The sequence below is a fragment of the Flavobacterium sp. YO12 genome, from assembly GCF_004119495.1.
GTDB lineage: Bacteria > Bacteroidota > Bacteroidia > Flavobacteriales > Flavobacteriaceae > Flavobacterium.
In genome coordinates, this window is sequence record NZ_NRQU01000043.1 from 28,644 (window position 1) to 42,466 (window position 13,823).

Genomic DNA, 13,823 nt, shown 5'->3' on the forward strand with positions numbered 1-13,823 from the left:
TTATTTATTCCAAGCTTTTTCAATTTTTGCAAACAGGATGTAAAGCCCCGGAATTATTACCAGTCCAAAAACAGTTCCTATTAACATTCCTCCTGCAGCTGCAGTACCAATAGATCGGTTTCCAATTGCACCAGCTCCAGAGGCAATACACAATGGTATAAGTCCAGAAATAAAAGCAAATGAGGTCATCAAAATAGGTCTGAAACGTAATCTTGCACCTTCAATTGCAGCTTCGGTAATTCCTTGCCCCAGCTTGTTCTGGGCAATCGCAAACTCTACAATCAAAATGGCATTCTTGGCGAGGAGTCCTATAAGCATGACTAAAGCGACCTGAGCATAAATATTATTGTCTAAGCCCACTGCCAGCAATGCGAGATAGGAACCAAAAACTCCTACAGGTAAACTTAAAAGCACTGGAAACGGAAGCAGTAAACTCTCGTATTGTGCAGCAAGTAATAAGTAAACGAAAAGAATACATAAGGCAAAAATGTAAATGGTTTGGTTTCCTGATAGAATTTCTTCACGTGTCATTCCTGACCATTCGAGCTCAAACCTGCTTGGCAGTTTTTCGGCAGCGATTTTTTCTACGGCTGCAATGGCTTCTCCAGAACTGTATCCATCGGCTGGTTCACCATTGATCATGGCAGACATATACATATTATAACGGGTTAAAACCTCTGGGCCGTAAACTCGTTCTAGTTTTATAAATGTTGAAAATGGCACCATTTCGCCTGCATCATTTTTAAGATACATGTCTAGAATACTTTCTGGATTTTTTCTAAACTGCGGACTTGCTTGTACCATTACTTTATACATTTGAGAAAAACGAATAAAGTTTGTGGCATAAAACGATCCGAGCATGGTTTGCAAGGTAGACATGGCATTGTCTACAGAGATTCCTTTTTTGGCTGCAAGATCATAATCAATATGTATTAAATACTGCGGGAATGTAGCATCAAAACTTGTAAATGAATTTTGTATTTCTGGCGAAGCATTTAATTCTTTAATAAAGTTTTTAGTAACTGCATCCGTATTATTGATAGTTCCGCCTGATTTGTCCAGTAAACGTAATTCAAAACCGCTGGTGTTACCAAAACCGGGAACTGTAGGCGGTGCAAAAACTTCAATTTGTGCATCTGCGATACCTTTTGTTTTCTGCGTAAGCATGGTAATAAATTCATTTACAGAAATGTTTCTATCTTTCCAATCTTTCAGATTTATCATTCCCATACCGTATGAAGCTCCTGCAATTTCAGTAACGATGCTGTAACCGGCAAGAGTTGTTACGTTGTCAACTCCATCAATTTGTTTGGCGATGCGAGTTACTTCATCAAGTACTTTTTCGGTACGTTCTACCGTAGCTCCTTGTGGTGTAGTTACGTTTACATACACCATTCCCTGATCTTCAGAAGGTATAAATCCTGAAGGTAAGAACTTCGAAGTTCCCCAAGTAAGGAAACAGAACAAAACTAAAAGTCCAATAGTCATCGAACTTCTATCTGCAAATTTTGACAATACTCTGATGTATTTCGAAGTAATGTTGTCGAACCACGCATTAAAACGAACAAAGAAACGATCTAATAATGATGTTTTCTTTTTATCTGGATCATGCGGTTTAAGCATTATGGCACACAAAGCTGGTGTTAATGTAAGGGCGTTAATTCCTGAAATTACAATACTAATTGCCATAGTAAGCGAAAACTGTCTATAGAAAACTCCAACAGGACCGCTCAAGAATGCAACTGGTATAAACACGGCTGCCATAACAATTGTAATCGCAATAACAGCTCCTGTAATTTCTTTCATCGCACTAATTGTTGCGGGCAGAGGCGCCATATGTTCTTCGGAAATTTTAACATGGACGGCTTCTACAACTACAATAGCATTATCGACAACGATTCCTATGGAAAGTACTAGGGCAAAAAGGGTAAGCAGGTTTATAGAGAATCCCATCATCGACATAAAAGCAAATGAACCAATTAAGGCTACTGGCACTGCCAATACTGGTATTAACGTAGAACGCCAGTCTTGCAGGAATATAAAAACAACAAAAGCTACTAGAATAAAGGCTTCTATTAATGTTTTTAAAACTTCATCGATTGAGGCATCAAGGAAACGAGATACATCATAAGCAATATTATAATCCATTCCAGGAGGGAAAGACGATATTTTCAGCTCTGCCATTTTTTCTTTTACGCTGGCAATTACTTCAGAGGCATTAGAACCTGGTCTTTGTTTCAACATGATGGAAGCCGAAGGTTTTCCGTCAGTTTTAGAAACCATTCCGTAACTCATTGCTCCAAATTCGATATTAGAAATATCTTTTAATCGTAAGATTGTACCATCAGAATTGGCACGAAGCGGCACTTCTTCATACTGTTTAGGTTCAAAGAATTTTCCTCCGTATTTAATTACATATTGAAGCTGATTGTCAAGCTGTCCAGATCCTTCTCCAACTTTACCGGGAGCTGCAGAAATATTTTGTTTTTGCAGTGAAGTTATCACTTCGTTTGCCGAAATATTATAGGAAAGCATTTTTTGTGGATCCAGCCATACACGCATCGAGTATTCTTTCTGTCCCATAATCTCGGCACGACCTACTCCATCAATACGTTTTAATTCCTGAAGAATATTAATATCCGTAAAGTTGAAGATAAACTGTTCGTCCTGAGTTTTATCTGTACTTGTAATATTTAAGTACATCAACATACTATTTACCTCCTTTTCGGTGGTAACTCCGGCTCGTATTACTTCTTCTGGAAGTTCGTCAAGAATAGTTGTTACCCTGTTCTGAACGTTTACAGCAGCAAGATCAGGATCTGTTCCTACTTCAAAGAAAACCTGAATTAGGGTTAAACCATCATTTGAGGTAACGGTCGACATATAAGTCATTCCCGGTACACCATTTATGGCACGTTCTAAAGGTAGTGCCACGGCATTGGCCGATACTTCGGCATTGGCACCTGTATATTTTGCCGTTACGGTTACAGACGGCGGTACAATATCTGGAAACTGCGTTATGGGTAATTGAAACAAAGCCAATAACCCCAAAAGTACTATCATCACAGATATGATAAGTGATAATATTTTTCTTTTGATAAACAACTCTATCATTTTATATTTTTTTAGTAATAATTATCTAATGGCTTATAAGCTTACACTTTGTGCGTCTCTAATGTTAATCTTATCTCCATCTCGAAGTGATTGAGTTCCTTCATGTACAATAAGATCGTTCTTTTTTAATCCTTTTTTCAAAATGTAAACATCATCAAGAGTGCTTCCGATAACAATATTGGTCATTTTTACAATTCCTCCTTTATCAACTACAAACACGAATTGCTTGTCTTGGATAGAGAAAACTGCTTTTTGCGGAATTAAAACAACATTTGTTCTTGGCTCTGAAATAATCAATTTTCCAGATGTTCCGTGTTTGATAAAACCTTGCGGATTATGAAATTTGGCTTTGTATTGAATAGAACCTGTTTGTCTGTCAATTTCTCCATCGGCTGTTTTTAATTCTCCAGTTTGACCGTAAACCATACCGTTTGGCAATACTAATTTGATATCGCCTTTGGTATTAAGGCTTTTATCTGCCATCATTTGAAAGTAAATATTTTCGGGTATCGAGAAATAAGCATATACATCGTCTAGTTGCGAAACTGTTGTCAACAAAGAGCCGTTTTCTACTAAACTTCCTTCTTTAAATGGTATACGATCTACAGTTCCGTCAAAAGGTGCTGTTATGGTTGTAAAACTAATTTGTTGTTTTATCGCTTTTCTTTCTGCCGAAGCATGAGCAACTTTAGCATTTGCTGCATCGTGCTTTGCTTTTGACAATTCTAATTCTTTGTCAGCAATTACTTTTTTATTAAAAAGAGTTTGAGCTTGCTCCAGTTCAACTGTTGCAATTCGAAGGTCTGCCAATGTGCTTTTGTAAACAGCTTCGGCTTTTAAAAGTTGTATTTGAAGTTCTACGTCACTGATCTTAAAAAGAATTTGTCCTTTTTTTACTCTTTGTCCTTCGCTTACATATACTTTATCTAGTAATCCAGGTATACGAACATGAATTTCGACATTATTTTTAGCATGTACATCAGCAACAAATCGATTTGAAACGATGGTATCTTTTACAGTTACCTTATATACAGGCAGTGTTTTTATATTTGCGGATTTTTTTTCGGCTTTATCTCCGCAAGAAGCTAGAAATAAAACAGAGAATGCGTACAAAAGGAATTGTTTTTTACTAATGCTCATAATTGTTTTTTAAAAATTACATAAATATACTGGCTCCCTATATTGATTTATAGGGAGTGGTAAATGGGTTAAATACTGAAAATAGAGAGTTTATCGTATACTGCTTATTGTTTTGAGCAGTACCGTTTTAGGGCATATTTTTATAGCGCAAATACCTTTATAAAACAAATACAAGGCAGTATTGCAGAAAGTTGTTTCTGTATATAAAAATAAAAGGGAATTGGGAAATCTAGAAAAGCTGGTACAAGTGAAGATGTGTATGACGCTGAATTTGATATATGTTTGCTATACCATAAATTAAGCTGTCTTCAAAGACCTTAAAATGTACTAATTTGGTAAAATATAAACTCTTTAAAATACTGCTGTCTGAAGAGACTGCACGAGATTTCATCTTCTTTTTGACTATAAAATGTATATCCAGATCTTTGGATATAATTAGTGCTGAAGGTAAAACCTCTGGTATTTCTGATGTTGAAAGGAAATCCTGACCATGACAAACTGAAAATTCAGAAGGGTGCTTAAAGTACTCTGCACTGCTTGTAAAAGTGAGCAGAAAGAGTAAAATAATACTTATGAACTTAATTTGTTTCATGAACGCAAAGCGAAGGATTACATATTTGTTGTTTGAAAAGAGTATACTTTTCTTGATGGTGGGCCAAATATAGTAATTTGAAAAGTAACCAATTCTTAAATTTTTCCAAAAAAAGCAAAATACCTAAGTCAAACACGGTTTTTTAATGAATAAGCCTCTAATTGTATATTGTATTTACAAATCGTTAACTTTTCATTTACATTTTTAACTACACACTTATTGAAAAAGATGGAATTAGACCTTTTGATGTAATCGTTTTTTTTACAGACTCTAAAAATTAGTCTTAAAAATGCTCCAGAGGAGCAAAATATTTATAGCCAGAGTTTTTGAAAAAGATTTAAAGCTCCGGCGGAGCGAAATATTTAGGGCCTATAAAATGCCGCCCCGCTGGGGCTTTATAAAAAGTAGAGTAAATTAAACTATAACTGTTTTGCTCCTCTGGAGCATTACAGCCACAATAAAATTCAATGTAATGGGCTAGAAATTAACTAAGACAAATCTTTATATTTCGCCTGTCATCATAATATTTTCTTTCACACCTTTATTTTTGAGCATTCTAAAGTGTGATCGAACTGCATGATAAAACGGATAGGAAGTATAAGGAAGATCATACTCCTCAGCATAGCGCATAATTATTGGGGTTATATAAGGATAATAAGTATGTCCGACACCCGGAAAAAGATGATGGGCAACATGATGCGTAAAGCCTCCGTATAAAAAATTCGCTAATTTACTATTGGTGCTGAAATCCTTAGTAACAATCATTTGATGCATTGCCCAAGTTGCTGATAAATTTCCATCTTCATCGGTTTCTGGAAAATGCGCATCTTCATCAACATGTGTTGACACAAGTGCGACAACTCCCAACATACTACCGCACAAATGCATCGAAAACCAGCCTGCTAAAACTATATACCAAGGCTGCTTTAATACGATCATAGGAATAAAAAGCAGATAAAATAAGTTAAGGGCTTTTGCTAAAAACAGCTTGTATATTTCTTTTTGCGGAATGTTCTCTACCACTTTTTTTACATAATTATTTCTATTTCCAAAAAAGTCTTTGAAATCCCTAATATAAATCCAATTTAAGCTGTACAATGGATAAATAAACCACATATAAATATGTTGATACTTATGATAATTGAACAATGGGCTGTTTGGAAAAATCCTTATAATGTCACTTTGTTTAATATCTATATCCCAATCGGGAACATTTGGATATGCATGATGAAGATTGATATGACGTCGAGTCCAAAGCCAATGATTGCCTCCAAAAAGCTCCAGCACATACATAAACCATTCATTATGTTTTGATTTTTTGAATAAGGCACCATGCGCGGCGTCATGAAAAGCATTTATAAAAAGTACGATCATAGTTATACCGCACAAAATATAGAAAAAGAATAATAAAGGGGTACTGTTTCCAAACAGTAAAATACAAGTGTAAGAGGAAAAGAAAAGTACCAAAAGTCCTAACGACTTAATAATGTTGAATAGGTACAATGATGAATTTTGTAATACCGTTTCGTTCACTTCTGTGCGCAACTTCTTAAAAAAATCATCAGTACCGGCTTTAAGATACACCGGGCGTTTTAATTTTTCCATAATGGTCTTGGCTAGAAATTCTTACATCAAATTTAATAAAAAAAGTTAAAACACACGAAAACAAAGCATTACAAAAATCAAAAAAGACTATCTTTTTAATTCGAAAACAAAAAAGCCGTTCAATAGAACGGCTTTGAATCTTCAGATTTTATATTTTACGCTCTAACTCTTTTCATTATAGCTTCAATTTCAGCTTGAGAAATTTCAGGATTCGCACCCGGTGCTTCGGCAACTAGAGCGCCAACTGCACAGGCAAAATCAATCGCTTTTTGAGGCTCTTTACCAGTGAGTAACGACGTAATTAAGGCTGCTAAAAATGAATCTCCTGCTCCTACTGTATCCGCTACTTTTACAGGATAACCATTGTTTTCATACAATTGTCCTTCCCACATTAATAAAGCACCGTCTTTACCTCTAGTTACACACATGGCTTTTATTTTTGTTTTCTCGGCAACAAACTGCATATTTTCCTCTAAGCTGGAAAAAGGAGAATTCATTACGGAAGTAATTTCTAATAATTCTTCATCATTAAATTTTATAAAATCAGCCGAATTCATTAGATGTTCTATAATTTCATATGTATAATGAGGTTTTCTTAAATTGACATCAAAAACTTTGTAAACGCTTGATTTCAATAGCTCGTCAAGTGAGTTTCTTGATACTTCATCACGACAAACTAAACTTCCGTATATTAAAACATCAGCATTAGCAGCTAATTCTTTAGCTAAATCATTCAATACAATTTTATCCCAAGCTGATGGGTATTTTATTTCATAACTTGCCGATCCTTGCTCGTTTAATGCTACGTTTACTAATCCTGTTGCAAATTCCTCAGATTTAAAAATAGCCGCAGTTTCAAGTCCTAAACTTTTTACGTAATCAATAATTATTTCTCCATCTGCGTCTTTTCCTACACAACTAATCATTGCCGATTCGCATCCTAACGTTTTCATTCGCATTGCGACATTAAGAGGTGCACCGCCAATTTTTCTTTCATTGACAAAAACATCCCAAAGCACTTCGCCATAAGCTACTGCCTTAAGTTTTTTTATATTACTCATTCTAAATTTGTTTACTATTATTGTTATTCAAGTGGTATAATGTAAAATACTGAAACAGGTTGTATTTTTCCTTTCAGCAATTAAGTTCTATTTTATTCTGATAAAAATAGATTACCCTAAAAATACAATATTTTGTGCTGATTTAAATTCTAAATCTTAAAAATAAAATTTCATCACTAAAAACCTGAATTATTTATTTAATTCCAAAACCCACATTTTCATCGCAGGTATCGATGTTTTTTTCAAGGATGAAAACTTTTCATCTGTCACAACGTTTTTAGCTGAATTGAATCCTTCTGTTCTCTCCATATATTTCTGAAAATCGACTTCTTTAGCGTCATTACTCGTATTCATAACGCACATAATCGTTTGCTTTTCATCATATCTAAAATACACGTACAAGCCATCAACTGGAACATAATGCATTAATTTTCCTGTGGTTAATGCCGAAGATGTTTTTCTAAAATTGGCTAGTTTTCGAACCAAATCCTGAGTCGATTTTTCATCATCTGTTAAACCTTTTCCTGTAAAAGCATTTTTTGCATCAGTACTCCATCCACCAGGAAAATCACTGCGTACCAAGCCGTCTGGTGCTTTAAATCCTTTAACCAAAACCTCTGAACCGTAATACAATTGCGGAATTCCACGGCAGGTTAACAGCCATTGAAAACCCATTTTTTGTTTCTCTACATTCTCACCGACAACCGAGAAAAAACGAGGCTCGTCATGATTATCTAAAAGCAATACTTTTTGCATTGGATTTTTACTCAAAAAATCACTGCTTAAAGTATAATATAATTTGTTTACACCATCTGTCCAGCCAAATGGCTGTGTAAGCGCAGGAATAATTCCGTAATACAAACTCTGAAAATCAACAACCGATGGCAGATTACTTTTAAAAGGCGTTTCTATATTATTTTGTTCGAAATAAGCTTGATTCGCAACGCCATGAACCATGATTTCTCCAAAAATAGACATCTTAGGAAATTCATTTAGAATGGCTTGATTACATCTATTTGCAAAATTCAAATCATTGTACGTGTACGTATCTAAACGAACACCGTCAATTCCAAAAGTTTCAATATGCCAAATACAGTTTTGAATTAAAAAGTTTGCCATGTATGGATTATCCTGATTAATATCCGGCATAATTTTATCAAACCAGCCATTGCTCATTTTTTTCTGATCTGATTTTGCTCCGTATGGATCAAACAACGGCTGTTCTCTATAAATTGTCTGCGTATACTCTGGCCAGCGGTGCACCCAGTCATTTTCCGGCTGATCTTGTTCTAAAAAATGATACAGCCCAAAATGATTGTAAACAGCATCAAATATTAGTTTCATGCCGCGTTTGTGCAGCTGATTACTTAATTCTTTGTACGCTTTATCACCTCCATAGCGAGCATCAATTTTATAATGATCTGTAATCGAATAACCATGTTCTGTGCGGTTCATCATATCATTTTCCATCACAGGTGTAAACCATAAAGCAGTTATGCCTAAACCCTGCAGATAATCTAAATTATTGATTACACCTTGCAAATCGCCTCCATGACGATCGTACATTTGATTTCGGTCTAACGATTGATCTCTCATTCCTTTTACCCGATCATTTGACGGATCGCCGTTACTAAAGCGATCTACCATTATCAAATCTATAAAATCTGAAGAATTTACACCTTGCGCATATTCGGTGCCATTTCCTGATCTTCGAGCATTAAGCTGCCAGTTAATTTTCTGTTTTTTTCCGTTTTTAACAACTTCAATAAAAACAGTTCCTGCAACAGCTTCTGGCAAAATTATAATATCTACAGCTAGATATTTTTTGTTTGAAAACTGATGTGTTTTCAGAACTTTTATTCCTGAATAATTTATACTTACATCAGCTGATGAAAAGGCTTCATCTGTACTTCGAATAAGTAATTGTATCGAATTTGTTTTCATTCCTGTCCACCAATTGGTAGGATAAACGTCAATATTTTTGGCATTAACAATACATGTGAAGCACATTAAAACCAAGTAAAAAAAGAATGTTTTTTTCATCTCAAGCTATTTTTAGATTAATATTACTGCCGAAAGATATTTTTCTTCAGTATTCTAAAAAAGCAACTTATTCAAACAACATTGTTTACGTTGCAAACGACAATTTAGGTTTCAAACAAAAGCACTATTTTTACATGTATCAGAAAAACAAATAAGTAAAATGAAGATAATGGCATATGATCTTGAAAGTAGATCGCTCATAATTAGATTGTATACCTTATACTGGCTGGGTTATATTTTACTTTTTAGTTTAATTCAGGGTTTGCCTGCCAATGATTTTATTACAGCATTGCGCAACGAATGGTATAGTATTTTGCCTAAGATTCTTTTTGTAACTATTGTTGTTGAGTTTTTAATGCCTCGTTTATTATTCAAGAAAAAAACGATAACTTTTATTACTGCTTACGTTATTCTAATTCTGCTTTTTGCTTTTTTACAACGTTTAATAGACAATTTTATAATCCTGCGTTATTATCTAACATTCTGGAAAATTGAACCTCTTTTATCGGCACCTGTCTTTTTGTATAATGTGAGTAAACTTCAATTTGTAGTTACAATACCAATAGCTTTTAAACTATTTTATTATTTAGCGGAAGAAAAAAATAAAGTACAAACTATTTTATCAGAAAAACTGCAAGCCGAACTTTCATCTCTTCGAAATCAGTTTCATCCGCATTTTTTGTTTAACGTTCTCAATAGTTTGTATTCTAAAATTCTAAGCAAATCTGATGATTCTGCTGAAATCGTTTTAAAAATATCCGATATCCTGCGATTTTCTATTTACGATGTTAACAACAAAAACATCTCGTTAGAAAATGAAATAGATTACCTCAAAAATTATATTTCGCTGCAGCAATTGCGTTTTGAGAATCAACTTCAATTGAGTTTTAGTGTTTATGGCTCTGTAGAAAACCATTCGATAGAACCTTTTTTGATATTGCCGTTTATTGAAAACAGTTATAAATATTGTTTAGACGAAAACAATCAAGGCTGGATAACTATTTCTATTACTATTAATGATGAATGGTTAGTTGTTAAAATTGAGAACAGCCTTTCTGAAAATATTAATCTGTATCCTGAAAATGTAAACAGTGGCATAGGAATTTCGAATGTAAAAAGAAGACTAGAACTATTGTATCCAGACACACACGTTTTGACCATAAAAAATGAGACAGTAAGCTTTTTTGTTTCTTTAAAAATAAAAATAAAAGATGGCAGCAATTAACTGTATTATTATTGAAGATGAATTACCTGCATCCATTTTACTGGAACTTCATATTGCTAAATTTGATTTTTTAGATCTAAAGGGTAAATTTACCAGTGTATCAAATGCGCAAAATGCAATAAAGTCAAACAAAATAGATCTTATTTTTTTAGATATAAATCTGCCTGGAAAATCTGGAATCGAATTTGCCAAAAGTCTGCCCTCAGAAACAGCAGTAATTTTTACAACGGCTTATACAGAATACGCCGTTGAAGGTTTTGAGATTGAAGCTGTAGACTATATTCTAAAACCTATTTCATTAGAACGTTTTACAAAAGCCATAAGCAAATACTCAAAAATAAGAGAATCAAACGAGATAGTTTTGCATTCTAAAAGTCAAGAAACAGATCGTGCTTTTATCTTTGTAAAATGCGAAAGAAAAATGGTTAAACTTTTTCTTGATGAAATATATTATTTTGAATCTCAAGGAAATTATTTACTAATTTATACGCTGTCAGGCTGCTACAAAACTTACCAGTCTATAACCGAAATGGAAGATAAATTGCCTGAAGGTTTGTTTTTGAGAATTCATCGCTCTTTTCTTGCTGCGATAAAAAAAATATCCGGCTATAATGCAAATCATATCAACATTCAAAATAAACAATTACCAATTGGACGTTTTTATAATTCTGCCGTTTCTAGTTTATTAAACTCTTTAATTCAAAAATAAAAACCAATATCTTTTTGTTCACAATTCTACTTCGACTGCTTCCTTTATTAATGATTTGCAAAAAAGCAATATCAATTGCTTAAACGAACATTTTCATTTCTAAAATTTTAGTTTTTTCATTCCGATTGTTTAGCTAAATAACACGAATAATCAACTGTCAAATAGTTAACTAAATCCCTTATTTCATTTTTTTTTCATTCGTTAAGCGCCTATTTATGCGCTATTGCAATTTATTTTTAAAAAAAAAGTCCTTTTTGAGGTAACAAATAATATAGCACTGCATCAAAAGGTAAACTTTAAAATTTAACGTTATGAAAACTAAATCAATTTTAATTATCGCATTTATGCTTCTTGTTTCAAAATCTGTTTTTTCTCAAACCGCTTTTAAGGTAGATGTAAAAGGAAAAGGAGCGCCTGTTTTATTATTTCCTGGTTTTGGCTGCACAGGAGAAGTTTGGAATGAAACGGTAGCCGAACTTTCTAAAAATTACGAATGTCACATTTTTACTTTTGCAGGATTTGGTACTGTTCCTCCAATCGAAAATCCGTGGCTTTCTACAATAAAAGACCAAATTATTTCTTATGTAAAAACTAAAAAATTAAAAAAAGCGACCTTAATTGGTCATAGTTTGGGCGGTACTTTGAGTTTATGGTTAGCTGCTGAAGAACCTAATTTATTCAAAAAATTAATTATAGTTGATGCCTTACCTTCAAGTGCTGCTTTAATGATTCCTAATTACAAAGGAGAAACAATTCCGTACGATAATCCGCAAAGCAAAATGATGCTGGCTATGGATCAAAAAACATTCAGCGCAATGAATTCACAATCGACTTCTTATATGTGTTTGAACAAAGAAAAACAAAAAACGATCAACGAATGGATGAATGCTGTCGATAGAAAAACCTATGTTTATGGTTATATCGAAATGCTTAATTTAGACTTGCGTAAAGAAATTGCCAAAATTAAAATTCCAGTAGTAATTTTAGCTGCAACAAATCCAGATCTTAATACCGTGCAAAACACATATAAAGCGCAGTATGAAAATCTGCCAGCCGTTAAAATTTATTACGCAGCAAACTCGGCTCATTTTGTAATGTATGATCAACCTGAGTGGTTTATAGAAAAAGTAAAACTAGAAATACAATAAGGTGGCTGAAAAAGAACAATTTAACGATATATACAACAAACATTACAATAAAGTGTTTCGTTTGTGCAAAGGTTATTTTTGTGGAGATATTTCATTGGCTTCAGATGCTGCCCAAGAAATTTTCATTAAGGTATGGGAAAAATTAGACACATTCCGAAATGAATCCAGCATAAGCACTTGGATTTACAGAATTACTGTAAACACGTGCCTTCTTTATTTACGAAAATCATCTTCTAAAAAAGAAATCAGAACAGACATTCTGCCTCAGATCGTTACAGAAAACTATTCAAACGAAAAAGACGAACAGCTTCAACAAATGTATCAATGCATACAAAAGCTTGAAGAAACAAATAAAATGATCATTCTGATGACTTTAGACGGAATAGAATATCCCGAAATATCTGAAGTAATAGGAATAACCGAAGAAACACTTCGCGTTAGAATCCATCGAATCAAGAAAAGTTTAACTCAATGTGTACAAAATGAAAACATTTGAAGAATTACAAAATATTTGGGATCAGCAATCAGAATCCAATATAAAGCCAGCAGCCGAAGATATTATTAAAAAAGCTGAGGCTCACACTAAAAAAATTAAACGCAATCATTTTTGGACTAGAATAATTTTGAGTCTGACCGCAATAATATTGATCTATTATTATGTTTGGGTTGGTGCTTACAAACAAACACTATTCAATTTTGGATTGTGCATAATGATCACAATGCTCCTATTTCGTGTAGTCTTAGAATGGATTAGTGTAAAAAAATTGGAAAACTTAAAAACGGACACGACCTTAATTGAATACAGTAAACTGGCTTCTCAATTTTACCAATGGAGAAAAAAAATCCACTACATCTGCACACCAATAATCTATCTGACTTATGTAGCTGGTTTTACATTCCTTTTACCTGTTTTTAAAGAAAATTTATCTAGAGGTTTTTATCTTTATATTGTGATAAGCGGATTTGGTTTTTTATTGATTTTCGGATTATTTATGGTAAGAATAATAAAAAGAGAAATACAGCTTTTAGATTTCTTAAAAAGCATTTCTTAAAAACTACTATTCTAAATTCACATGAATTCAATTATTTAAAGAAAATTGCACTATTTATCACTCTACAAATTTCACATTCAACAAAAGGAACAATTTCATATTTTGATAAATAATTGTATAACAAAAGCACTCAA

10 protein-coding genes are annotated in these 13,823 nt (G+C 33.4%); 5 read left to right on the forward strand and 5 right to left on the reverse strand.

The annotated features are described in order from the left end of the window. From BOW55_RS14255 to BOW55_RS14280, 5 genes are all read right to left on the reverse strand, one after another. A complete protein-coding gene (locus BOW55_RS14255; RefSeq protein WP_129024653.1) occupies positions 1-3,114 on the reverse strand; it encodes an efflux RND transporter permease subunit in 3,114 nt (1,037 codons plus the stop codon). A 33-nt stretch (positions 3,115-3,147) separates the two neighbouring features. Then, positions 3,148-4,254, reverse strand: a complete 1,107-nt coding sequence (locus tag BOW55_RS14260) for an efflux RND transporter periplasmic adaptor subunit (protein ID WP_089052784.1) — start codon at positions 4,252-4,254, stop codon at positions 3,148-3,150. A gap of 1,093 nt (positions 4,255-5,347) precedes the next feature. Beyond that, the gene (locus BOW55_RS14270; protein ID WP_129024655.1) at positions 5,348-6,451 is read right to left on the reverse strand and encodes a fatty acid desaturase; all 1,104 of its coding nucleotides are present in this window, start codon (positions 6,449-6,451) and stop codon (positions 5,348-5,350) included. Positions 6,452-6,606: 155 nt separating this feature from the next. Next, positions 6,607-7,512 carry a carbohydrate kinase family protein gene (locus BOW55_RS14275; protein WP_129024656.1) on the reverse strand — a complete coding sequence of 302 codons (906 nt, stop codon included), beginning with the start codon at positions 7,510-7,512 and terminating at the stop codon, positions 6,607-6,609. Positions 7,513-7,701: 189 nt separating this feature from the next. Then, positions 7,702-9,555 carry an alpha-amylase family glycosyl hydrolase gene (locus tag BOW55_RS14280; RefSeq protein ID WP_129024657.1) on the reverse strand — a complete coding sequence of 618 codons (1,854 nt, stop codon included), beginning with the start codon at positions 9,553-9,555 and terminating at the stop codon, positions 7,702-7,704. Positions 9,556-9,715: 160 nt separating this feature from the next. Between BOW55_RS14280 and BOW55_RS14285 the strand changes: the two genes are divergently transcribed. The 5 genes from BOW55_RS14285 to BOW55_RS14305 all read left to right on the forward strand — a co-directional run bounded on the left by BOW55_RS14285 (position 9,716) and on the right by BOW55_RS14305 (position 13,689). Next, complete coding sequence (locus BOW55_RS14285; protein WP_129024658.1) at positions 9,716-10,780, forward strand: sensor histidine kinase; 1,065 nt, start codon at positions 9,716-9,718, stop codon at positions 10,778-10,780. After that, on the forward strand, positions 10,767-11,489 hold the full coding sequence (locus BOW55_RS14290; protein ID WP_129024659.1) for a LytTR family DNA-binding domain-containing protein: 723 nt from the start codon (positions 10,767-10,769) through the stop codon (positions 11,487-11,489). Before BOW55_RS14285 ends, BOW55_RS14290 begins: the two co-directional genes overlap by 14 nt. Before the next feature lie 311 nt (positions 11,490-11,800). Beyond that, the gene (locus tag BOW55_RS14295) at positions 11,801-12,637 is read left to right on the forward strand and encodes an alpha/beta fold hydrolase (RefSeq protein WP_129024660.1); all 837 of its coding nucleotides are present in this window, start codon (positions 11,801-11,803) and stop codon (positions 12,635-12,637) included. Position 12,638: 1 nt separating this feature from the next. Continuing rightward, complete coding sequence (locus BOW55_RS14300; RefSeq protein WP_129024661.1) at positions 12,639-13,133, forward strand: RNA polymerase sigma factor; 495 nt, start codon at positions 12,639-12,641, stop codon at positions 13,131-13,133. Continuing rightward, complete coding sequence (locus tag BOW55_RS14305) at positions 13,120-13,689, forward strand: hypothetical protein (protein ID WP_129024662.1); 570 nt, start codon at positions 13,120-13,122, stop codon at positions 13,687-13,689. The genes BOW55_RS14300 and BOW55_RS14305 overlap by 14 nt, the downstream gene beginning before the upstream one ends. Positions 13,690-13,823: the final 134 nt, after the last annotated feature.

Coding starts and splice junctions, on each gene's coding strand:
- BOW55_RS14255 (WP_129024653.1), bottom strand. CDS start 3,114: ATGATAGAGTTGTTTATCAAAAGAAAAATATTATCACTTATCATATCT.
- BOW55_RS14260 (WP_089052784.1), bottom strand. CDS start 4,254: ATGAGCATTAGTAAAAAACAATTCCTTTTGTACGCATTCTCTGTTTTA.
- BOW55_RS14270 (WP_129024655.1), bottom strand. CDS start 6,451: ATGGAAAAATTAAAACGCCCGGTGTATCTTAAAGCCGGTACTGATGAT.
- BOW55_RS14275 (WP_129024656.1), bottom strand. CDS start 7,512: ATGAGTAATATAAAAAAACTTAAGGCAGTAGCTTATGGCGAAGTGCTT.
- BOW55_RS14280 (WP_129024657.1), bottom strand. CDS start 9,555: ATGAAAAAAACATTCTTTTTTTACTTGGTTTTAATGTGCTTCACATGT.
- BOW55_RS14285 (WP_129024658.1), top strand. CDS start 9,716: ATGAAGATAATGGCATATGATCTTGAAAGTAGATCGCTCATAATTAGA.
- BOW55_RS14290 (WP_129024659.1), top strand. CDS start 10,767: ATGGCAGCAATTAACTGTATTATTATTGAAGATGAATTACCTGCATCC.
- BOW55_RS14295 (WP_129024660.1), top strand. CDS start 11,801: ATGAAAACTAAATCAATTTTAATTATCGCATTTATGCTTCTTGTTTCA.
- BOW55_RS14305 (WP_129024662.1), top strand. CDS start 13,120: ATGAAAACATTTGAAGAATTACAAAATATTTGGGATCAGCAATCAGAA.